Below are 22,481 nucleotides of genomic sequence, written 5' to 3'. Positions count from 1 at the left end.
GCCGAAAGGCCACGGTGCCGAAGCGCTGCACAGCGCGTAGGCTGAAATAGATTTTAAAACTTACTCCGGGTTAACCGGAGTAAAATTAACAACAATCCTCTATTGGACTAGAAGGAAGACAAAATGAAAAACAGAATTGAACTTGCTGTTGGAACTCGTGAGACTGGTAAACACAACAGCCGCGCACTTCGCAACTCTCGCAACGTACCTGCAGTTATCTACGGAGCTGTAGAACCTATCAACGTATCAGTTGGTGAAAAAGAAATCGTGAAATACAACACTCGTGCTTACGAGAATGCTCTTTTCACTTTGAAATCTGAAGACAAAAAAGCCAACGGTATCGTTGTTCTTGTTAAATCAGTAGACGTACACCCACTTTCTCGCCGCCCTCAACACGTTGACTTCTTCGCGTTGGATCTTAAGAAAGCTGTTCGCGTTAACGTTGAAGTTCGTCTTGAAGGTAAACCAATCGGTCTATCTGAAGGCGGTTTGTTGAACGTTGTTCTTCGTTCTGTTGAGGTTGAAGTATTGCCTACAGATATCCCAGAGTTCATCACTGCTGATATCTCTAACTTGGGCGTAGGTGACGCTCTTCACGTTTCTGACTTGCAAGTTTCTGGCTCTGTGAAAATTATCACTGGCGCAGAACAAACTATCGTAGTTGTAAACGCTCAAGAAGAAGAAGTTGCTGCTACTCCAGCTGCGGCTCCGGCTGCTGCTCCAGCTGCTGCGACACCTGCTGCTGCAAAAGCTCCTGCTGCGAAAAAATAATTCGCTTCAGCGTTTTAGTAAAACACCACAAAGGCAGCTCACCCGAGCTGCCTTTTGTTTTTGAGGAATCTTGTCTATGTGGTTGATTGTTGGTTTAGGAAATCCCGGCGGCGAATACAAACTCACTCGTCATAACATCGGCTTTATGGCCGTTGATTACTTTCTGCAAGGCGTGGGAAATCCCCCTATCAAAAATCAATTTAAAGCCGAAGTTGCCCAGGTGAAATGGAAAGACCATCAGCTTCTTTTCTGCAAGCCTCAGACTTATATGAATCTTTCCGGGGAATCAGTTCAACCCTTGATGGGGTTCTATAAAATCCCACTGGATCACCTGATCGTCATTCACGATGAAATCGATATTCCTTTCAATGCCATCCGCATTCACAAAAATCGTGGGCACGGCGGCCACAACGGTATCAAGAGCGTCTCTGGACTGTTGGGATCGGCTGACTACGTACGTCTGAAAATGGGCGTGGGACGCCCTGAAAACCCCCACATCCCCGTCCCTGACCATGTCCTAGGGAAATTCACAAAAGAGGAGTTCGACAAACTCCCCGACTTTCTGAATCGCGGGCTGGATGCGATCGAAAGCATTATCCTTGATGGAGTTCAAAAAGCTTCGACAAAATTCAACGGTTAAGCTAGAGTCAGTTGATTTTTGACTCTCGAAAAATGAGGTTTTCATGGCTTTACAGGTTGGTATCGTTGGTCTGCCCAACGTGGGTAAAAGTACGCTTTTCAATGCGTTAACTTCAGCAAAAGCGGAAGCGGCGAACTACCCTTTCTGTACAATTGATCCAAACGTGGGTGTGGTCACAGTTCCAGATCCTCGTATGGATAAAATCACAACATTCATTAAACCTCAGAAAGTGATTCCAACGACCATGGAGTTCGTGGATATCGCAGGTATCGTTAAGGGCGCCTCGCAAGGTGAAGGTTTGGGAAATCAATTTCTTTCCCACATCCGTCAAACTGATGCGATCGTTCACGTGGTTCGTTGTTTTGACGATCCAAACATTGTTCACGTGGCAGGATCGGTCGATCCACTTCGTGACATTGAAATTATCAATACGGAACTTTTGCTTGCGGATTTAGACTCTGTTGAAAAACGTCTTCAACGTATTGAAAAACAAGCAAAGAACTCGACCGATAAAAAATTGAAAATGGAAGTCGAAGTTGCGAAACGTGTGCAAGAGGCCTTGGGCAAAGGTCTTCCCGCGCGTTCGGTGACTGTCGATGATCTTGAAGCGCCGATCTTGCGTGAAATGCACTTATTGACGGCTAAACCGGTTCTTTACGCAATGAACGTGTCAGACACAGATTTTGCGGCTGGCGGAAATGACTGGACAAAATCCGTCGAAAAACGTGCGGCGGAAGAAAACAATAAAACCATCTTGATCTGTTCGGCGATGGAAGCCGAAATCGCTCTTCTGCCACCAGAAGAACGTAAAGACTTCCTTGAAGCGATGAATGCCGAAGAGCCCGGCTTGAACCGTTTGATCCGTGAAGCTTACTCTTTATTGGGACTACAAACTTACTTCACGGCCGGAGAAAAAGAAGTTCGTGCATGGACAATCCGTGCCGGCACTAAGGCGCCGCAAGCGGCGGGTGTCATTCACACGGACTTTGAAAAAGGTTTCATCCGTGCCGAGACTTATCACTGTGAAGATCTGTTCAACTACAAGTCCGAACAAGCCGTTAAAGAAGCCGGCAAATATCGCCTGGAAGGAAAAGAGTACGTCGTGAAAGACGGCGACATCTTATTCTTCCGCTTCAACGTTTAACATCTTTTAGGAGAGGGGCCCGCAAGGCCCCTTTTTAGTTTATGAATGAATTGCTGAAACTTTCTGCTTTGGAAATCGCCGCGAAAGTGGCTCGTCGTGAAGTCAAACCCTCTGAAGTTTTAGAAGCACATATTGCGCGCATCGAAGCGGTGAACCCAGCTTTAAATGCGATGGTAGAAAAAGATTACGAACGCGCTCGCAAACTCGCGCAAGAACAAGATGAACGGGTGGCTCAGGACAACACCAACCTTCCCGTCTTCTTTGGAGTTCCTTTTACCGTGAAAGAAATGTTTGCCTATAAGGGCATGCGACGCACGGGCGGCAGTATTCATAAGCGCGACCTGGTTTTAGATTGGGATGCAACCGTTGTTGCGCGGATGAAAGATGCCGGCGCTATTCCCGTAGGTACAACCAATGTGCCCGAACTGGGATTTTGGTTTGAGACCTTCAATCCTGTCTATGGCCGTACCAACAACCCCTACGATGTGACTCGCACTTGCGGCGGCAGTAGTGGTGGCGAAGGGGCTCTGTTAGGTGCCGGCGCCACCCCCATGGGTCTTGGCAGCGATATTGGTGGCAGCATTCGTATGCCTGCCTTCTTCTGCGGAGTTTCAGGCCACAAGCCTTCTCGTAAAATGGTGCCGCTCACCGGGCACTTTCCTTTTGAGAGGGAAGAGCTTTTAGGACTGAGCGAAGAGAAATATCCTTACACCTCAATGGGACCCATGAGTCGTAAAGCCAGCGATCTTTACCCGATGCTCCAAGTGATGATGGGCGCTGACGGACTCGATCCTCACACCATGGAAAAACCGGTTTTGCAGGAACGCACCCAAGAGTGGGCGGGAAGAAAAATATTAATTTGCCCTGAGCCGATATTTCACCGCGCCCGTTCGACAGACTACGAGCTGGCACAAGTGGTCCGAAATTGTGGCAAGTTATTTTCCGAATTGGGTGCAGATGTTCAAGAACTTGACCCTCGCTTTTTCGTGCACGCCACCAACCTTTGGTTCTCGGCCTTGAAGAGTTCCAAGAACAGACATCTTTATGAAACCTTGATGGGACCGCAAAAAGAGCTTTCCATCGGAAAAGAGCTGCTTAAAGTCGCTTTGGGACGCGGAGATTACACTTTCCCCAACCTTCTTGTCTCTTTGGGGGAAAAGCTAAATATCGGCGGCCAAGACTTTGCCGATGATATGAAGGCCTTGGCGCAAATGAAAGAGGACCTTGATGAGTTGCTCGGTGAAGAAGGGATTTTGTTATTGCCACCCCATCCGCGCGTGGCGCCCAAACATCGTGCTCCGCTGTGGTCCCCTTTTGATTTCATCTATACCGCGATCTTTGTAACGACCGGACATCCGGCGACGTGCACGCCGACAGGACTGAATGATGAAGGTCTTCCTTTGGGCATCCAAATCGTCGCCCGCCACATGCAAGATCATCTGACTTTATCTTGTGCTGAGTTCATTGAAAGCACCTTCGGTGGCTGGCAACCGCCAAGATAAAGCCGAAGTCTTAAAGACGGAATTTGGTTTTTAGCGCATCGAGGATGATGTGAAAGCTCCAGACTGTTAAAAACAGAATCAGCGAAGGATACAGAATGAGGTGTGGAAAACTTGAAAGAGTTTTCCAGCCTTCACGCACCAGAATCCCCCAGCTTGTGTAAGGGGGATGAATGCCTAAGCCGATGAAGCTCATGAAACTTTCGTACAGAATATTTGTGGGAATCTGAAGGGCCATTAAAATGAGCAACGTGCCCAGCATATTAGGCAGAAGATGGCGCAAAAGAATGTGGGTCCTGGTGCCGCCCAAAGCTACGGCCGCTTCAACGAAGGGCTTTCGTTTAATTTCCAAAACCATGCCGCGCGTGACTCGGGCTAAGCTCATCCAGTGGGTTGCAGAAATCCCCAGACACAAAGAAAACAGTGCCTTGATAAAGATGTCCTCAAAAGGCAAGGCCACTTGCAGACTCATGCACAAAATAGAAACCAGAATGAAACTGGGAATCGCCATCAGAATATCCAAGAAACGCATCAACACACGATCTGTGATTCCTTCAAACCATCCGGCAACGGCCCCATAAGTAAAACCAAAAAGAAAGGACAGCACCGAACAGGCCAGCCCCACCAGAAGTGAAATTCTGCCCCCAAGAAGAACCCGGGAAAGAAGCTCGCGGCCCAAGGTGTCTGTTCCGAAAAGATGGTCTTTGCTGGCGGGAAGCAGGATGTTTTCGACATTTTGTTCTAACCCCGTTCCCAACCCCAGCCAGGGGTAACACACTGTCAGGAACATCAAAACCAGAAGAAAACTGATCGCGAAAATCAGAAGAAGCTTCTTCATGCCTCCTCCCTTAAGCGCGGATCGGCAATTTTAATTAAGACATCAATCAGCGAGTTCACTAAAACCAGCAGCGTGCCATAAAACAACGTCAGGCCGACAATCAAAGTGTAGTCGCGGTCATTCAAGGCCGAGATAAATTCGGTTCCTAATCCCGGCACAGCAAAAAGGACTTCCACCAGAAAGGAACCTGAAAGCAAAGACACGATCAACGGGCCGACGTAACTTAAAAAAGGAATCAAAGAGTTTTTAAGAACATGGTGAAAAAGGATGTTCCAAACTTTCACGCCCTTAGCGCGCGCCGTGCGCACGTAATCTTGTTGCAGATTTTCGTTGAGCGAATTTTTCAACAGACGAATCAAAACCGCCAAGGGACGCAGGCACAACGTCAAAAGTGGTAACACATAGTGCGACGGGCCTGTCAAAAATGCCACGGGGAACACATTCCAATAGAAGCCGAAAAAATAAATTAATAGTGGCCCCCAGAAAAGGCTGGGTAAAGATAGAAATGCGATCACAGACTGGTCAATCAGGTGCTCAACCCACGTGTCTTTGCATCGAACGGCCACTAAAGAAATGGCGAAGGCCCCCGTCAAAATAAAAACCAGAGCCAAGGCATTCAACGTCAAAGTATTGGCCACGCCTTGGGAAATAATCTCCGTCACCGTGCGTTCGGGACGAGTCATTGAAACACCCAAGTCCCCTTGCGCCACTGAAGAAATATAGGAGGTGGCCTGCCCCACCCATGACTGATCGACCTTCCAATGTTCTTGCAGTTTTTCTTTGACGACAGGATTCAAGGCCGTTTCTTCGTCGAAAGGTCCGCCGGGCAAGGCTTTTAGCAAAAAAAACGTTAGCGCCGCTAGGACCACTAGCGACGCTATAATTTCAAATATTTTTTTAAAAACGTACTGAAAAACGTAAGCCGTCAAATGTCATCCCAATTTTCTTTTCCTGCAAGATCGGCCATGTGTTTCGCTGGCACAGATCCCGCCATGTAAGGGAAAAGATCTTTTTTGTTGCCGTACAAGTTAGAATAAATATAAGCGTTGGAAACCACGCGCTTCACGTAGTTGCGTGTTTCTAAAAACGGAATGTGTTCGATGAATTCGTCAGTTTCCAAATTGCCAAAACTAGCCAACCAGTTTTTAACCCGATGAGGTCCGGCATTGTAACCTGCCGCGACCAAAGGAATCGCATTTTCGAAACGATCCATCAAACGTTTTAGATACCGAGAGCCCACTTTAACAGAGGTTTCAGGTTGCAATAACAAAGGCGCTTTGAACTCTTTTTCGCCCAAAAGAACCGCGACTTTGTGGCCGGTGAAAGGCATGACCTGCATCAAGCCCAAAGCTCCTACCGGGGAAATCGCATCGCGGCGGTAGTTGGTCTCTGCCCGCATGATTCCCCAAACCAGTTCTTCTGGTACTGAGAACTTCTTGGTGTATCTTTCGACAAATTCACTGTAGGCGCGTGGATAAGCGAACTCCCAAAGATAACGAATGCCGTCCATGCCGTGTGCCGCTCTTTGACCGCCAAAGTTGATCTGCGCGATATAAGAGGAACGGTTGAAGTGTCCGGCCGTATTGTATTCACTCATCAGAGTTCGCAAGTATTCGCGGTTGGACGTCTTTCTTTCGATGTCATACAAGTCCCAGCGAGCCCACTCGTACTCACCCAAGATCATCATATCGCGAGCACGCTCAAAACGTTTCATCAAAGCGGGATTTGAGAAGGTCGTAACTTTTTCGCCGCTGACATCCGGAAGGGCCTCATCCGTGACAACCTCCACAGATTTCAAATCCGGGTTGTCAACCGCATCGGCTTCTTCGTCTTCACTCTTTTCGTCATCAGCGGAATATTGAGTCAGAACCAGATTTTCTTCCGACTCGCTTTCATCCCCGCGATAGTCTTCAGCGTTTGTCGGCATGAGGAATTCACTGGCTGAAAAACGAGAAATCACCCGCGGCTGCGTGGGTAAGGGGGATACCGCCAACTTCGGAGTTTTGATCTCGGACATCTTCTTTAAACGGGCTTGAGCTGCGATAGAGTAATAACCCATTAAAGGATCATTCGACAACTCCTCCATGATTTCCTTGGCCTGATCCACTTTCCCTTGGCGGAAAAGACTCATTGCCATCCAGTAGTCCAAACGGTCTTGCGGGAAAGCCTTCCAAGCTCTTCTATTTTTACTTTTCAAAGTATTCAATTTCGAAAAGGCTTTGTAAGAGCCTTGGTAGTCACCCTTAAGGTATTGCAGCCAAGCCAGATGCCATTGTGCATCTCTGTTCAAACCTGATTTCGGATACACTTTCATGAACTCTTGAAAACGGCGCGCGGCGCCGTCATAGTCCTGAAACTGATAGCTTAAGAAGGCGGACTGATAAAGCGCCTGACGACCTGTTTTCGAACGAGGACTGAGTTTATAGGCCGAGTAATAAGATCCCACAGCCAATTGCACTTCTCCGGCCCGCGCTGACGCCGAGGCGAAAAGAATCAAGTAGTCGAAGTTTCTTTTATTCGCTTCGTAGTAAGGCTTTAAAATATCAACGGCTTTGTTCACTTCCCCTTCTTGCAGGAAGAACTGCGCTTGCAGTTTGTCAGCCAGATATTTATCTGTCTTGGCCAACTTTTCTTTCATGATATTGATTTCGCCTTGGGCTTTTTGATCCAGTCCCGACCACAAAAGATAGCGAACGCGTGTCCGGAAGTCTTCCGTCGTCACGTTACAGTCCGTGGGTTTGCCTTCAAATTCATTTTTGGAAAGATCGACACTCCAATCCTGAACTTTGGAATATGCGGGATAACGCTCGTATAATTTCACCAACCATTTACACATCTGACCGTGACGAGTCAGACCTTTTTCAGCCACTGCCAAATTGTAAATCACATCCGGATAGTCTTCCGTGTTGCGCGTTCTTTTTTCGAGTTTGACGAAATAGTTGCTGGCTAACTTGAAATTCTTTTTTTCCAAAGCCACTTGGCCCAAAAGATTCGACGCCTCAATGGACATCTTTACATTCGGCGAGAGTTCCAGGATTTTTTTAAGCTCCCCTTCGGCTTGATCCAACTTGTTAGATTTCATGAACGACTGCGCTAAATAAAAACGCGCGTATTCTTCCAACGTGGTCTTTTCTTTTAAAATACCTTCGAAACCAGAGATGGCTTCTTCGTATTTCGAGGAACGGAACTGTTCCAACGCCTTTTTAAAAGATTCTAAATCGGATTTGGGTGTTTGCGCTCCGGCCATGGAGCCCACGAACAAAGAAACAGCTAAGCACGTATGTGCAATCTTCATATGTACAGTCCTTGTATCTCTCATCCAATAATGATACCGAATATCTATGGCAAAATCGAAGGCGAAAAGTATCTATACCTGTCAAAATTGTGGGGCCCAACGACCAAGGTGGGAAGGGAAATGCTCTGACTGCGGCGCGTGGAACTCCTATGTCGAAGAATTGCAGCTTCCCGAGGTTAAAACTCGCGGTTGGTCTACAGGAACATCTGAAAAAGGCTCCGCTTCGACGAAGCCAGTCTCCCTAGACCAAAGTCTTGAGGAAATCAAATTGGATCGTTTTGATACGGGCTATGAAGAGCTGAACCGCGTTTTAGGCGGCGGCTTAGCCCGTGGCAGCTTCGTCCTTTTGGGCGGCTCGCCGGGGATTGGAAAATCCACTTTGCTGCTGCAAATGGCCGGCGGCCTTGCCAAAAACAAGAACAAGATTCTTTACATCTCGGGCGAAGAAAGCGTTTCGCAAACCGGATCGCGTGCTCATCGCTTGGGCATTCGCTCCCCGCTCATTGAGATCGGTTGCGAAAGCAATCTTCATAGCATCATGGAACTCGCTCGTCATAAAAAACCGGATGTTCTAGTCGTAGACTCGATTCAGACGATGTATCTTCCGGATTTGCAGGCCGCTCCCGGCTCCGTTTCGCAAGTGCGAGAGTGTGCAGGTCATTTGATGGGATTAGCGAAGCAAGATGGCATCACCGTGATCCTGATTGGTCACGTGACGAAAGATGGCAATATCGCCGGTCCCAAAGTGCTAGAGCACATGGTGGACTGCGTGCTTTCTTTTGATGGTGATGCTTCCTACAACTTCCGCCTGTTGCGCGCCCTGAAGAATCGCTTCGGCGCCGCTCAGGAATTGGGTGTCTTTCAAATGAATCAAAAAGGTTTGGAAGAAGTCTCCAATCCTTCAGAACTTTTTCTGGAGGAACGAGGCAACCAATTGATCGGTTCGGCAGTCTTTGCCTCGATGGAAGGAACCCGCCCTTTGCTGTGCGAAGTGCAAGCGCTGACTCTTTCCAGTCCCATGGCGATGCCACGTCGCACGGCTTTGGGTATTGATGTGAACCGTCTACATCTTTTAACGGCGGTTTTAGATCGCCATCTGGATATTCGCTTAGGTCACAACGACATTTTTATCAATGTTGTGGGTGGTTTGAAACTTGTGGAGCCGGCGGCAGACTTGGCCGTGGCAGCCGCGATTCTTTCCACCGAAGGCCGTCGTGATCTAGATGCGAAGACTTGCTTCTTTGGCGAGATCGGTTTAACCGGCGAAGTGCGTGGCGTATCTTTCGTTGAAAATCGCATTAAAGAGGGCGACAAATTAGGTTTCCAACATTTTGTTATCCCTTATTCGAACAAACGCCATCTTGCGGATCTAAAACTTTCTAAAGATAAGAAAATTTCTTTTATACGAAATGTTCAAGATTTGAGTAAACTCATCTAAAGAGGTTGCCACAATGACAGACGCCATGAGTGCCATTCAGAAAGAAAGCTACAAGCCTGGAGATTATATTTTCTTCGAAGGCGACATCGAAAATCATTTTTACATCGTCGAAACTGGCGTCGTCAGTATTTTCACTAAAGATCAGATGGGAACACGCATTCCCATCGCGGATATTGTCGACGGAGAGTCTTTTGGCGAGTTTGCTTTGATTTCTAAAATGCCGCGAAGTGCGTCGGCTCAAGCGGTCACGGACGTCGTCTTGGTCAAAGTTTCCGAAGAGGGCTTTCAACAGCTTTTGGAAGAGCTTCCCACTTGGGCCGAGTGCATGTTGAAGTCCTTTGTGGACCGCCTGCAGAATATGACCGAAAAAATGCGGGAGCTGGAACAGTTTAAAAAACGGGAGTAACCGTTACCGCCTTTTAACAAAGGTCAGCGTGGGCTTTTTGGCTTGGAACTTGAAGTGTGACTATCATCTCAAATCAAAGGAGTTCTTATGCGCACTCTAGCCGTTTTTGTGACTATTTTGAGCCTTTTCAGCTCCCTTCCTGGGCACTCTGCGGAACGCTCATTCCGTGTCGCTCAATCTAAACGCATTACGACCCTAGTAGACCGGCTTTATGCGAAAGATGGGAACGCTTTTGGAACGGTCTTTTGCCACGCCGAGGCCCCGCAGGTCCTCTTCGTCGATAGCCGCTATCAGGATCTGGATGGAAAAACTTTTTTCTTCAAATCCTTGGAAGCTTGCGATCAAGGACGGATCAATGCTCGTGAGCTTTCTCAGAAGTGTGCCGTTGAACTTATTCTTGATGAAGGTACGCAAGCCGCAGAAGTGCGGGTCCGTCAATGCTCTGGAAATTAACGGGCCTTCGTAAATAAGAACTCTGCAACAGATAGACTTTGAACAAAAAAAAGCCCCAAGAAAACTTGGGGCTTTTTTTATTTTTAATCAATCCAGAGTGGCCTAGGGAAAGCGCTCCGCACGGATTTGCGGTGTTCCGCTTCCAGAGGTCACCGTCAAACGAATATCACCATAATTACCGTATGATTCTAAACGAAGATCGATAGCTACGATGCGCTCACCGGCCGTGATGTATTCAGATGTGTATGAGTTTCCGGGATACAACATCTGAGAAGCCAAATTACGAAGAACCAATTGGCGACCACTTTCTGTATGCAAAACAGCCTCGTGAACCAGGATGGACGCGTTCGAAACACTCGCACGAACATAGTCGACATACGCAGGATAGCTGAAGCTGACGCGCACCCATTCACCACCACTGCGACGAGTGATATCAGAGAAATAAACACTGTTGTCATAAGATGACGGCGGTGTTGGGTAAGAAGGATAGTTCGGGTACGTCGGATAGTTTGGATAAGTTGGATTGCGCGGGTAATCCGGGTATCTTGGCGGAGGGTTGTGCCCATGGCGCGGTGGCGGATTGTAGCGACCACGGCCACGTTCTTCTCTTTCACGACGATCACGCTCTTCACGCTCACGGCGATCACGTTCTTCACGATCGCGACGATCTCTTTCGACGCGGTCGTTATCGCGATCATTTCGATCACCGCGGTCACCAGGACGACTGTCACCAGGGCGTACGGGGCCATGATTGTCGCGGCCGCCGCGATCTTGAGAGAATGCCACCGGAGCCTGGAAAAGAACTGCGGAGACTAAAAGACTTGTTAAAAGTGGTTTCATAAAAACTCCTTGTTGAAACAGACAAGGAGGCCTTATTCCAAGATTCGTGCCGGACAAGATGACACCAACCCAAGTCGTCGGCGCCTACTTTTTAGGGTATTTCAGGAAAATTTCGCGTTGCAAATCCATCACTAAACTTAAAAGACGCCCTTCTAGAAGAGTGTCGACGTGAAGAAATTGCACTCCGGCGATTTGCGTGGTCAATCCGCCACCATGTTCCTTCTTCTGGACAAAACGCACTTCCACTTCGAACTCGATCGCACGGCGAGCGCCCAATCTTAAATTTCCTTTTAAGATGTCCCCGATTTTTACTTCCGGGGCCGTCTGGGGAAGCTCAATCTTAATGCCACCAGCGCTGATGTCTTTGACTCGGCAATCTAAAAATAAAGACTTACCGACGGCTTTAGTCAGGATAAAAAGAGCATCGTACTTTTCTGGTAAATCAAGGCGTGCATTGGCCCGTCTTTGCAGCTGAAACAAGTCACCATCAATTTTTAATACGGCCCAACCCGCTTCAAAATATAGTTCCGTTTGAATGAAATAGCGTTCGTTATTAAAGGCGAAGTTCACCACACACTTTTGCGCCGTCGTAATACTTTTCGAGTCCGCAGTATGATGACACAACAAGGCCTCGTCTTTTTCCGTCTGCACGGCGATTAAATGAAAAAGTTCTTCCTGCGAAGATCCTTTCACCGCCACCTGCAACTTATCGTGAGCCACTTCGCGAAAAAGCATTTTCTTTTCCGAAAGCGCTACCTTTTTAAAGATCATCTGCGGAGCATTTGGATTCGACGAGTTCATTAAACTTTCTCCAAAGCCTTTGCCCAACGGTGCAGACGCGCTTTGCGCGCCCCCGCCGTCATCTTCACTTTGAATTCCTTGTTAGTCTTCCAGACCCGACGAATCTCTTTTAAATCTTTCCATATTCCCGCCCCCAGCCCGGCAATGAAAGCCGCTCCTAAAGCGGTTGTTTCCAGGTTTTGTGGACGAACCACATTCACGCCGCAATAGTCCGCTTGTATTTGCATCAGCAGATCGTTGGCCGCGGCTCCGCCATCAACGCGCACACTGCGAATTTTTTTGCCCAGGTCTTTTTGCATCGTCACCAGAATATCGACATTCTGCAAAGCCATCGCTTCTAACGTCGCCCGGGCAACGTGGGCTTTGGTCGTTCCACGCGTCAGGCCACTGATCACACCACGGGCTTCAGGACGCCAGTGAGGCGCGCCTAACCCCGTCAAAGCGGGAACAAACTCCACGCCCTGGGTGTCCTCGACGGTTTTTGCCAAAGCTTCGATATCGGATGAGTGTTGAAACAATCCGAGTCCGTCGCGCAGCCACTGAACGGCGGCTCCGCATACGAAGGCTCCGCCTTCAAGAGCATAGACCAGGTCTCCGTTTTTCAGTTTCCAGGCGATGGTCGTTAAAAGTTTGTTCTTCGACTTCACGGCCTTCGTTCCCGTATTAAGCAAAAGGAAGCTGCCTGTTCCAAATGTGCACTTCGAATCGCCCACATCAAAACAAGTCTGACCGAAAAGGGCCGCCTGCTGATCGCCAAGAATTCCTGTTATAGGAATTCCGTCGGGCAGAAAACCCAAGCCTTGCGTACGCCCAAAATCAGCATTCGAAGGACAGATCTCGGGAAGAATTCCCGGTGGCACACCAAAAAGCTTTAGCAAGTCATCATCCCACCAGCCCATGTGAATATTCATCAACATCGTGCGAGAGGCGTTGCTGACATCCGTTTTGTGAGATTGACCATTGGTCAGCTTCCACAAAAGAAACGTATCCACAGTGCCCGCTAAAACGTGGCCTTCACGCGCCTTCTTTTTGGCGTTAGGGACGTTCTTCAAAAGCCATTGAATCTTGGTGGCAGAAAAATAAGGGTCTAAAACCAATCCCGTTTTTGCGGTGATCATTTTTTCTTTTTTAGCCTTCTTTAGGCGTTCGCAGATTTCCTGCGTGCGACGGCACTGCCAAACAATCGCATTATGCAGAGCTTTTTTGGTTTTAGCATCCCACAGCATGACGGTTTCACGTTGGTTGGTAATGCCGATCGCCTGAATTTGCGATCCTTTGATCCCGGCCTTCTCTAAAGCCATTCGCATGGATCTTTGCGTAGAGTACCAAATGTCCTCAGGGTCGTGTTCCACCCACCCCGGCTTAGGAAAAATCTGCTTGAATGTTTCACGGGCCTCTGCGACAAGACCTCCGGCTTGATTGATTATACAAGTCCGAGAGCTGGTTGTACCTTGGTCGATCGCCATGATAAAAGAAGAAGACATATACACCCCAAAAGTTCAGATGGACGTTACTACATCATGAAGAATTTCTTGCAGAAACCCAACGAAAAAATTTTTGGTCTTCGGAACCTTGACCGGGACACTTTGATTTTTCGTGTGCTGCCCAGATTCCTTCTGGAAATTCTGCGTAAATACTTTCGCTTAGAAATCACCGGTGCGGAAAATATTCCTCGCCGCGGACCCGTCATAATCGCACCGAACCATTCCGGCTACACCGGCTTTGATGCCTTTCTTTTGGGCCATATCGTGCAACAAGAAGCTCGCCGGGTCCCTCGCGTCCTCACCCATCACTTTTGGTTTTTAACGGAAACAACTGCGATTCCCGCTCAGAAAATGGGCTTTACCGAAGCGACTTTTGAAAATGGCCTTAATGCTCTAAAAAAAGGAAATGCCATCGTGCTTTTTCCTGAGGGTGAACAAGGAAACTTCAAACCCACCACCGAGCGCTATCAGCTTCAAGAGTTTAAGCGCGGATTTGTCCGCATGGCTTTGGAAAGTCAGTGCCCGATCGTTCCTGCGATCATTTTGGGAGCGGAAGAAACACATATTAATTTAAAGAAATTGAAGTTCACCAAATTCTTAAAAGGCAGTGTCATTCCGCTGCCATTGAATATTGTTCCTTTGCCTGCGAAATGGCGCATTCATTTTTTGGAGCCGATTTATCTGCCTTACAAGCCCAACGCAGTGGATGACACAGAACTGGTGCATGAAATCGCCCAGGACATTCAGGAAAAAATGCAGGAAGCCATTCAGCAAGAGCTTTCCAAACGTGGAAATCCCTTTCTTTAGTTTTTTTATTTACGCTTATCGGGCACGTCTTCAGCGACCACCCTTAGAATATTGTGCCACTTTGAGACAAGGATGCCGGGTTCGTCAGCGTTACGGCTGGCCAGTTGCTTAATCAGCAAGGCAGAGAGTCCGACGGCGATGGTGAGGAGGAGCACGTACTCCACCACGATTTGACCACGTTTATTCATGTCTTAAATAGTATCACACTTCCGCAAGACCTAAAGCAGGGGCTGGCATAGCTGGACGCCAGTTTTCCATTGTGAGACGAAGAGTTTCTACCAAAAGATCCAGGTTTTCGTCCTCGATAGGACCGCGCAGTCCTATAACGACGTCATCGTGCCACTTTTCCACTTCCAAAGGGCCTGGTTTTGCGCCGGCATTTTCAAAAGAAAGAAGGAAGCTGTCCACCGTGGGATAAACCATCAGAAGAATATTTGCGCCAGAAGCTTTGGAAATTTCCTTGGCTTTGGTCATTTCCGCGCTCAACTTTTGCTGGATTAAGAAATAAATCTTCAAAGCCAGAGCTTCGTGAAACTGCGCAAAGTAAATGCGAACGGGACCATCAAAGATGGCACTGTTAAACGCAGGATTAAAATACTTCGACTGCATTAAAGTGGTATATGACGATCTCATGTTGTAGTTCCCCTCCCACGACACAGCTCAAGACTAGGAAGAAATACCATGTTTATTCAAAGGAAATTTTAAGAATCTTAAATTTTCTGACGCAGCAGATTAATTAAAGACTATTAAAAACCCTCTTTCCTCTCGAAAAAACCGCCTTCTTAGAGGCCTCCCCTATACTGTAGAAAAGGGTTTGCCAGTCTCTTTCAGTGCATAAAATATCAGCAGACTTACCCACTTCAATTGAGCCCACCTCTTGTTGCAGGTTCAACGCATGGGCCGCCCCCACGGTGTAAGCTCCGAGGACCTCGGGCAGGGTCATCTTCATTTCCAAGCGCGCTAACAGTCCTACCAAGTTCAAATCCTGCGTGGGCGAGGTTCCGGGATTAAAATCCGTCGCCAGTGCCACCCGCGCCCCCGCGGCAATCATCTCGCGCGCCCGAGGATAATTTGTTTTTGTATAAAGATCTGCCGCCGGTAACAGAACACAAGTCACTTCCGACTTCGCCAAAGATTGAATTTCTTTTTCCGTGACTTGCAAAAGGTGGTCTCCGGATAAAGCCCCCAAACGCACGGCGACGTCGCTGCCGCCACTGAGAGACATTTGATCCGCGTGAATCAGAATTTCAAATCCCATCTCTTGCGCTTTCCGCAAATACACTTCAGATTCGGCCTTTGGAAAAAAACCTTTTTCAATAAAGACATCCACCCGGCGCGCCAGCTTTCTTTTTTTTACGACCGGCAATACTTTTTCACCCAGGAAGCTCAGATACTCTTCATAGGTTTTGAATTCCGGCGGCAACGCGTGAGCCCCCAAAAAGGTACAAACTGTGCGCAAATTTTTAATACTTTGTGCGGCTTCAAGCATCTTCAGTTCATCTTTAAGATTCAATGCATAACCGGACTTGATCTCGACAGTGGTTACACCCTGAGAAATAAAATGATTTGCCCGTGCCTGCCCTTGCTTCGCAAGCTCGATGAGTTTCGCCGAACGCGTTTTCTTCATGGTGGAAAGAATCCCGCCCCCGCGAGCGGCGATTTCCTGATAACTGACGCCCTGATTGCGCATTTCAAATTCTGCGGCCCGATCCCCGGCGAAAATCAAATGAGTGTGGCATTCAACAAATCCGGGAAGAACAGTCAACCCCTTCATGTCGAATTCTTTTATGTTTTTCTTTTGCGCCCACTGCTTCGGCAGTTTTTTATGAGGACCGACCCAGGCAATGCGATCTTTTTCCATAAGCACAGACGCATTGGACAGAATACTAAGATCTTCTTCCTGCACGTGACGCCCGCCTTTCATGGCGGCGCCCTGCAAGGTCAGAAGTGTGGAAATATTTTTTAAAAGAATGCCCATGATTCATTCAAACACATGGGCATCAAGGATCAAGTAAAAACAATCGGACTACATAATCTTGATACTGCGGCCTTTTGAGCTTTCCGCTTTGGGAAGATTAATGTGCAAAACACCGTCTTCAAAACGAGCTTCAATCTTTTCCGCACTCACCATCGAGGGCAAAGTAAAACTGCGCATAAAACGGCCATAAGATCTTTCCGTGTATTTGCCCTCTTCTTTAGTTTCGCGTTTGCGCTCTCCAGAAATTGTCAGGATATTGTCATTTAAATCGATTTTGATCTGATCTTTCTTCATTCCCGGCAAATCCACGGTCACAAGATACATGTCATTCTTATCTTCCATGTCGACAGCTGGCGAAAAATCCGCCATCCCCCGAGTTGCGGGAAAACGATCAAACTCGTTCATGAATTCTTCCAGTTGACTGACCAAATCTCTTTGCGAACGCTGACTCCAAGGTGAGAGTGAACGCATCGGCATAAGTCCTCCTTTGATATTGGACTCTGATTATCGAACGCTCATCAAAGGCGTCAACAGAACGCCGACGTTTCTGTTAAAAGTTAAAGACTGATGAGGGACAAATAGAAACGGCGCTTTCTAAGCGCCGTTTTAATTGGGAATTTGCGATCAGAATTTATTCTGGCGAGAACCACACATCGACAATAGATCCCTGCTTCTCTTTTCCTTTTTCAATAAAGACAAAAGTACTTCTTTCCCGAGCTTCAGCTCGCGCACCGAACGGCGTTTTTGCACTTTCATCGTATTGCAAAGAAATGGATTTAATACGGGATTTTAACGGCACCAGCTCTGATGCCTGTGACTTGCCATCTCCGTTTTTATCGAACCACAAAAGAAGCTTGGCGAAGTCTTTGTCGTTTTTATCAATCACGCCGTCGCCGTTGGAATCGAGCTCTTTCAGAGCTTCAAAACCATTCTTGAATTTTTCACCTTCATTACCGAACAACTCGTCCGCTTTGGTGATTTTTTTATCGCCATCACGATCCAAAGCCACGAAGGCTCCGGGAGCTTTGGCTTCTGGCCAAGACGTTTTGCCCGAAGGATTCAATGGGAATTGAGACTTCCCTTCAAAGCGTGGGCGCTGATCATCAAAGAACACCATCAGTGGCGAATAATAGCCGCCACAGTAGCCGTTTTCCCCAGGAAAGAACGCGGACACATTGTACTGACGTCCGTCTTTGGAAGCACTGGTATAGACACTGGCTGACAGAGGACCGTTAGTTCCCATGTACTGCTGGCCTGCATGCGGCGCAAATTTTTGCGTGAACGAGGTTCCGTGCAACTTCACATCGAAGTCCTCACTGATATTTCCCTCTTCATCGACCATGCTTGTCACTGTCACCGGGATCACCATGCGCACGCTGTTTCCCGCATAAGAGGCGACAACCCCCGAGGTTACATTTTCCCCGGTCAGAGCCACAACCGTGTCATTCCCCGCTTTGGAAACCACGTCCGATGGATATCTAACAAAGTACTGTTTCACCGTCCCTTTGTCATTAATTGCCAGATTCAATTCGACGGTCGCGTTTCTGGCGATCGGATTGGACACCGAACGCAGGTTCGTCCCGAAACACGTATTCGTAATATTCACTGTGATTGAGTTTTGTGCTGCCCGGGTTACTTGCCCCGAAAGCACGACACCTTGAAATCCCGCTGTACCACCGACGCCGGAATTCACGGCTGCGGGTTGTTGTTCCGCCTGTGCGTAAACCCCGATGCCGAACAAAAGTGGCAGCGATAGCCATCTTCTAAGAAACATACAAGCCCCCTTGTTTTCCCCTTAAACGAACCTTATTTGCCCACATCTTGTGGACGAATAATTTGATAATAAATCAAAGAATCTCGTGCGTTATTTCTAGAGAAGACAACTCTAGACACGCCAGCTGCAAATAGTTGACCCTGCGAAAACGTATTGTTCTTATAAACAGAACGCAAAAGATTGACTGTCTTCGTTTGCGGGTCCTTGTCTAAATAATACTTGATAATATTCACGGCTTTCAAGCGCACAAGAGGAGCCGCGCCCCCCATCGGCGGTATATCCCTTAAGAACTTATCTTCGTCTTGAATTGTCTCGTTTGGATACAGTGGATGAGTCCGATTCAGAAAGCCGGGAAGATTCAAAGGGCTTAATCGAGATTCCCCTGGAGCAATCACGGACCCCACGAAAATCGGTGAACGCGCAGGAACTTTGTAATTCGGACCCGTCGCCGTCATTTCACGAACAGCTGCGGGAGAATCCAACATCAGAAGATTTCCCACCTGCCAAATGGCCGGACTGGATTTGGAAACTTCATTGCCTTTATTCAAAGATTTGAAAGTCAAAGACGCTTCTTCCATGGCACTCGCAGGCAAAGCCCCAAGCTCATAAGCCACCGCCGGCGTGTACATCATCGTGCCCAACTTATCGTTGGTGGTAATAAAGACGAACTCGTTACGACGCCCGAACTCTAAAGTCAGCTTGCGTGGAGATTCATACTCGGGGTCTCCGCTGACATCAGAAACGTAGTCGAAAAATCGAAACCCTGTGTCGTCGGTAATCAGCACGTTATTAAACGAAGGCTCGGAAAATTTCAGATCCTTCAAAATCATTCGCTCGGCGATAATGTTATCAACTTTGTCTTCGATCTCGTTCGTGATTTCTTCTTTGGTTTTTGCCGTGAAGACGAAGAACGAAGCCGCAACCATGCCCATGATACCCAGAAGGGCAACACCGACTACCATCTCTGCTAAAGAAAAACCTTTTTGATTTAAACTCATTGTGAATTCACCACAAATTGATAGTCCACGAAACCATAGTTCCCCGCCTGAATAGCATTCATATCGCCTCCGGACTGAGCCTGCGCCCAATCCTTGTGGCTCAGGCGCACAGTCACAATGTACAAGCCTTTAAAGTCCGGTGAGGCTTGCACCACAAAGCCATAACGGCCTGGACACTCTGTGCAGTCTTTCGCTGGTAAAATCTTTCCATTTCCCCAAGCCATTGGCAGTTTTTCCAAGGCCAAAGCTTCACTGCGAGATTTGTCAGAAGTAAAATAATTGATCTGATACATGCGCACGTTGGGACGGATATTTTCAATGACGTCATTGATTTGTTTGTACAACGAATTTTTCGTTCCGCTTTCCTTCGCCACTTTACGCATATTGATGGTGCCGGAAATAAAGAAAGACCCCACCAGCGTGATCATCGCCATTCCCAACAGCGACTCTAAGATAGATAGACCTTTTTGGTTTTTGATCTGCGCCATCATATGCCGGACTCCCGTGAGATTTCCAAGACGTAAAAATGCACCAGACGGTTCTTACAAGTAGTCGCGGTACCCGTTGATGACGAAAGGCCGCAGTCCGGGTCCACCGAAGTCCAACGGAAAGGATCGGCCTTTGAACGAAGCACGATGGAATTACAGCGATAAAGATTCGCGACATTTAACATCGAAGGATACGGATGCCATACGGGATAGCGGGCGATCGTCGAACAATCCTGCCCGTTCACACCCTTTAAGACGTGGGCCTGGCGCAGCTCGTAAGTTGCCATGGGGTGATAGATCGTACTCCAGCGAATACCTGCATCGTAGGCCGTGTCGTCAATTTCTATTCCATTAGTCACGATGAAGCTTCCGATGATTCTTAACTCGGAAGAGCGCGGTTCAATCACCAGTTTTTCACAAGTGAAAAATCCCGTGACAAAGTTGGCCGTGCTTTTAATGATGCATCGGCGCGCCACGGACTTTACGATGAAATCGACTTTCGAATAGCCGCTCGATCTATAAGAGTTATTGCCATCCAAGATGATATCCGTGCGATCTTCATACTTATCCGTAAACGCCCACGAGAAACGCGAATTTGGCGCAAACGACAGTCCCCAATCGCTCAGGCCGAAGGCAGAGTTTTCTGGCGTCTTACAAATCAAATCGTAGTTTTTATAGGCGTTTTCAGTCGGCAGATCACCACGGTACCGTCCATCTTTGTCGGTCAGATACTGAGACCCCTTGATGGCGCCGCCTTCACGGTTGAACTGCAAAGTGCCCACGTTGTTTGAAGACCAGGGACGTAACGAATACTTTTTGAAATACGAGACGTCATACGCTTCCAAACGCATATTTAGTGATAAAGGATTGCCGTTGCTATCGACCAGCATCTCTTCATTTTCAAAAGTCACTTCTAAATCACGGAAAGAGGCATTCCCAACAGCATCGGTGTTGGGATTATTGGGATCTTTGGGGTATTTCACCGCGATACGAACTTTCGGCTGAATCCCCTGCTTGGATTCAACGGCCGCCAATTGTCTTTCATACATTGTCACTTGCTCTTCCGCGCGAGCAATGTCGTTCTTTTTGTTTTCTTTGGCTCTTTCGATTTCGCGGATCTGTCTTTCGATATCGTTAATTCGGTCTTCCAAACGCGCAATACGATCGCGGTCTTTTTTGTCGCGAGCCTCGCGCAATTGATCTTCCGCCTGATCCAGGTCTTGTTTGGCACGCGCCAAGGCATTTTCAATTTCTCGGAGGTCCTGCTCGTATCGGTCTTTAGCCAATTGGGCGTCTGCCAAATTTCGCTTGATTGTGTTTTTTAGTCCCGAAAGGTCGATTTTGGGCTCTAACGTCACGGTGCCATTATCTGGGATCTCACCCGTGACGATCACAGAGTCTCCGAAATTCATCCGGAATTTCGCCACCGCCGATTCCTTCTTATCCAAATTCCACGCGTTCAAAAAGCCCTTGATCACACTCGGCGAATCCACTTCGCCCGTCTGCGGATTGAAACGATTTTTATCCGTCAATCCCAGACGGTACTGATGCTTGCTACCTGTATTTTGCAAAATCTGCCCGCGCAACTCACTATTCAAGGTGCTTTTCAGATCATATTTTGAAAGGTTGTACTCAACGCATTTTTTAAGATCCGAAGGGTCCACCGTTTGGCCGCTAGTCTGGGCTCCGGAAAGAAAATCCAGACCCAAATCTCGCGTTCCATCCAGCTCGACACCTTTTTGAAAGCCGCCGAACTGACGAATATTCGCCCAAAACTGGTCCGTCGAAGAACCCGCGGTGCGCGGTTGAAATTCAACATTCTGACGAAGGATCGGACCTTCTCCCAGGACAAGCTTATCTTTGAAGGTCACCGGAGTATAAATAGTATCAAGACCTTTTTCATCAGTTTCCACATCGGGAGCTTCGGGCAAACGAACCGCTCCGTTCACAAAGACCGGACTTTCAAAAATCAGTCCGGGATACTTCACGCGGTCATTCCGCGAAGGAAATTGTTTTAAAGCCGCATCCCCTTTTGCTTCGGGAACGCCACTGCGATTTTCTTTATCCAGATGCAGATCACCAGCGACTAACAAAGCAAAACTGCCGACTTCGCGTGGATACACACCCACTTTCGACGTCGTAGTGAGCTCGCTGCCTCCGACTTGCAGGGGCTTGCCGACACCATCCAGAAGACTGATCTTGACGATTAAATAAAGTTCTCGCCCATACTCAGGAATAATACCGCGGCTATCGCGAGTGATTTCAATCCGCACGGCCTCTGTCTTATAGCCCTTTAACTCAGACACGATTTTGTAAACTGGATGAAGAGCACTGAAAGATTTCAATGAAATGGTTTCGCCAAAACTATAAAGCGGCGCCTTATCCGGATTCGCGACGCCAGCCAGTCTTAGGAAATTCACCGTTTCGGCCTTCATCAACATCCGCTCAATAGAGCGAGGATGCGCCAAGACCGCCGTCATCGAGTCACCGCATTTTTCCGGCATCCAGTCTTTGGAAAAACACCAGCGTTGTTTGATACCAAATAAGGTAAAATCCATCATTGAGTGCAAAGCCAGACGGGCCGTGATGATTGACGCTGTTTTGGTCACCTGTTGACGATGTTTAATGACTTGCGGAGATAGAAAATAAAGCATGACGCCGACAATACCGACGGCGAGAAGGGCCTGAACAAAAGCGCTTCCTTTATTATTTTGCTTCAAGATAGAACGTTCTAGCCAGAAGAGTGGTTTCATGGCGAATCTCCTATCTGCCCCTATCGACACACAGGATATCAAACTTAAGATACGAAAGTCCGGTACACCCCCTG

General features: G+C 47.9%; 22 protein-coding genes. 8 read left to right on the top strand and 14 right to left on the bottom strand.

The genetic code is table 11. The annotated features are described in order from the left end of the window. Positions 1 to 123 precede the first annotated feature (123 nt). The 4 genes from OM95_RS09345 (at position 124) to OM95_RS09330 (ending at position 4,057) form a co-directional block, all read left to right on the top strand. Positions 124 to 771, top strand: a complete 648-nt coding sequence (locus OM95_RS09345; protein WP_041872963.1) for a 50S ribosomal protein L25 — start codon at positions 124 to 126, stop codon at positions 769 to 771. A 76-nt stretch (positions 772 to 847) separates the two neighbouring features. Beyond that, positions 848 to 1,411, top strand: coding sequence for an aminoacyl-tRNA hydrolase (pth, locus tag OM95_RS09340; protein ID WP_041872961.1), 564 nt, complete (start codon positions 848 to 850; stop codon positions 1,409 to 1,411). Between the two features lie 43 nt (positions 1,412 to 1,454). Continuing rightward, positions 1,455 to 2,555: a redox-regulated ATPase YchF gene (ychF, locus tag OM95_RS09335; RefSeq protein ID WP_041872958.1), complete on the top strand. Its 1,101-nt coding sequence runs from the start codon at positions 1,455 to 1,457 to the stop codon at positions 2,553 to 2,555. Positions 2,556 to 2,596: 41 nt separating this feature from the next. Next, the gene (locus OM95_RS09330) at positions 2,597 to 4,057 is read left to right on the top strand and encodes an amidase (RefSeq protein WP_041872956.1); all 1,461 of its coding nucleotides are present in this window, start codon (positions 2,597 to 2,599) and stop codon (positions 4,055 to 4,057) included. Positions 4,058 to 4,067: 10 nt separating this feature from the next. Here OM95_RS09330 and OM95_RS09325 read toward each other — a convergent pair whose 3' ends face one another. From OM95_RS09325 to OM95_RS09315, 3 genes are all read right to left on the bottom strand, one after another. Beyond that, positions 4,068 to 4,892 (bottom strand): ABC transporter permease, encoded by an 825-nt coding sequence (locus tag OM95_RS09325; RefSeq protein ID WP_041872953.1) that lies wholly within the window; start codon positions 4,890 to 4,892, stop codon positions 4,068 to 4,070. Continuing rightward, entirely contained in the window at positions 4,889 to 5,734 is an 846-nt protein-coding gene (locus OM95_RS09320) for an ABC transporter permease (RefSeq protein ID WP_291515985.1), read from the bottom strand. Before OM95_RS09320 ends, OM95_RS09325 begins: the two co-directional genes overlap by 4 nt. A gap of 83 nt (positions 5,735 to 5,817) precedes the next feature. Then, a complete protein-coding gene (locus tag OM95_RS09315; RefSeq protein WP_041872949.1) occupies positions 5,818 to 8,187 on the bottom strand; it encodes a transglycosylase SLT domain-containing protein in 2,370 nt (789 codons plus the stop codon). Between the two features lie 46 nt (positions 8,188 to 8,233). Between OM95_RS09315 and radA the strand changes: the two genes are divergently transcribed. The 3 genes from radA (at position 8,234) to OM95_RS09300 (ending at position 10,484) form a co-directional block, all read left to right on the top strand. After that, the gene (gene radA, locus OM95_RS09310) at positions 8,234 to 9,625 is read left to right on the top strand and encodes a DNA repair protein RadA (protein ID WP_041872947.1); all 1,392 of its coding nucleotides are present in this window, start codon (positions 8,234 to 8,236) and stop codon (positions 9,623 to 9,625) included. A 13-nt stretch (positions 9,626 to 9,638) separates the two neighbouring features. Next, positions 9,639 to 10,031, top strand: a complete 393-nt coding sequence (locus tag OM95_RS09305; RefSeq protein ID WP_041872945.1) for a cyclic nucleotide-binding domain-containing protein — start codon at positions 9,639 to 9,641, stop codon at positions 10,029 to 10,031. A gap of 87 nt (positions 10,032 to 10,118) precedes the next feature. Continuing rightward, on the top strand, positions 10,119 to 10,484 hold the full coding sequence (locus OM95_RS09300; RefSeq protein WP_041872942.1) for a hypothetical protein: 366 nt from the start codon (positions 10,119 to 10,121) through the stop codon (positions 10,482 to 10,484). 102 nt (positions 10,485 to 10,586) lie between these two features. Here OM95_RS09300 and OM95_RS09295 read toward each other — a convergent pair whose 3' ends face one another. From OM95_RS09295 to glpK, 3 genes are all read right to left on the bottom strand, one after another. Continuing rightward, the gene (locus OM95_RS09295; RefSeq protein WP_041872939.1) at positions 10,587 to 11,324 is read right to left on the bottom strand and encodes a beta-sandwich domain-containing protein; all 738 of its coding nucleotides are present in this window, start codon (positions 11,322 to 11,324) and stop codon (positions 10,587 to 10,589) included. A gap of 84 nt (positions 11,325 to 11,408) precedes the next feature. Then, positions 11,409 to 12,125: a PilZ domain-containing protein gene (locus OM95_RS09290; RefSeq protein ID WP_041872936.1), complete on the bottom strand. Its 717-nt coding sequence runs from the start codon at positions 12,123 to 12,125 to the stop codon at positions 11,409 to 11,411. Continuing rightward, complete coding sequence (gene glpK / locus OM95_RS09285; protein ID WP_291515982.1) at positions 12,125 to 13,609, bottom strand: glycerol kinase GlpK; 1,485 nt, start codon at positions 13,607 to 13,609, stop codon at positions 12,125 to 12,127. Before glpK ends, OM95_RS09290 begins: the two co-directional genes overlap by 1 nt. Positions 13,610 to 13,645: 36 nt before the next feature. Between glpK and OM95_RS09280 the strand changes: the two genes are divergently transcribed. Further along, positions 13,646 to 14,416: a lysophospholipid acyltransferase family protein gene (locus tag OM95_RS09280; protein WP_041872934.1), complete on the top strand. Its 771-nt coding sequence runs from the start codon at positions 13,646 to 13,648 to the stop codon at positions 14,414 to 14,416. Positions 14,417 to 14,421: 5 nt separating this feature from the next. Here OM95_RS09280 and OM95_RS09275 read toward each other — a convergent pair whose 3' ends face one another. The 8 genes from OM95_RS09275 to OM95_RS09240 all read right to left on the bottom strand — a co-directional run bounded on the left by OM95_RS09275 (position 14,422) and on the right by OM95_RS09240 (position 22,407). Then, positions 14,422 to 14,604 (bottom strand): hypothetical protein, encoded by a 183-nt coding sequence (locus tag OM95_RS09275; RefSeq protein ID WP_041872932.1) that lies wholly within the window; start codon positions 14,602 to 14,604, stop codon positions 14,422 to 14,424. Positions 14,605 to 14,617: 13 nt separating this feature from the next. Next, a complete protein-coding gene (locus tag OM95_RS09270) occupies positions 14,618 to 15,049 on the bottom strand; it encodes a hypothetical protein (protein WP_291515980.1) in 432 nt (143 codons plus the stop codon). A gap of 103 nt (positions 15,050 to 15,152) precedes the next feature. Then, on the bottom strand, positions 15,153 to 16,394 hold the full coding sequence (gene hutI, locus OM95_RS09265; protein WP_041872930.1) for an imidazolonepropionase: 1,242 nt from the start codon (positions 16,392 to 16,394) through the stop codon (positions 15,153 to 15,155). Between the two features lie 48 nt (positions 16,395 to 16,442). Then, complete coding sequence (locus OM95_RS09260; protein ID WP_041873161.1) at positions 16,443 to 16,865, bottom strand: Hsp20/alpha crystallin family protein; 423 nt, start codon at positions 16,863 to 16,865, stop codon at positions 16,443 to 16,445. 160 nt (positions 16,866 to 17,025) lie between these two features. Next, complete coding sequence (locus OM95_RS09255; RefSeq protein WP_041872927.1) at positions 17,026 to 18,168, bottom strand: EF-hand domain-containing protein; 1,143 nt, start codon at positions 18,166 to 18,168, stop codon at positions 17,026 to 17,028. Positions 18,169 to 18,200: 32 nt separating this feature from the next. Continuing rightward, positions 18,201 to 19,166 carry a prepilin-type N-terminal cleavage/methylation domain-containing protein gene (locus OM95_RS09250; RefSeq protein WP_291515978.1) on the bottom strand — a complete coding sequence of 322 codons (966 nt, stop codon included), beginning with the start codon at positions 19,164 to 19,166 and terminating at the stop codon, positions 18,201 to 18,203. Then, on the bottom strand, positions 19,163 to 19,657 hold the full coding sequence (locus OM95_RS09245) for a hypothetical protein (RefSeq protein ID WP_041872925.1): 495 nt from the start codon (positions 19,655 to 19,657) through the stop codon (positions 19,163 to 19,165). Before OM95_RS09245 ends, OM95_RS09250 begins: the two co-directional genes overlap by 4 nt. Then, complete coding sequence (locus OM95_RS09240; RefSeq protein WP_041872923.1) at positions 19,654 to 22,407, bottom strand: hypothetical protein; 2,754 nt, start codon at positions 22,405 to 22,407, stop codon at positions 19,654 to 19,656. Before OM95_RS09240 ends, OM95_RS09245 begins: the two co-directional genes overlap by 4 nt. Positions 22,408 to 22,481: the final 74 nt, after the last annotated feature.

The organism is Bdellovibrio sp. ArHS (assembly GCF_000786105.1).
Taxonomy (GTDB): domain Bacteria; phylum Bdellovibrionota; class Bdellovibrionia; order Bdellovibrionales; family Bdellovibrionaceae; genus Bdellovibrio.
The sequence above is the reverse complement of the archived record's forward strand: the minus strand, read 5'-3'. Positions and strand labels throughout refer to the sequence as shown.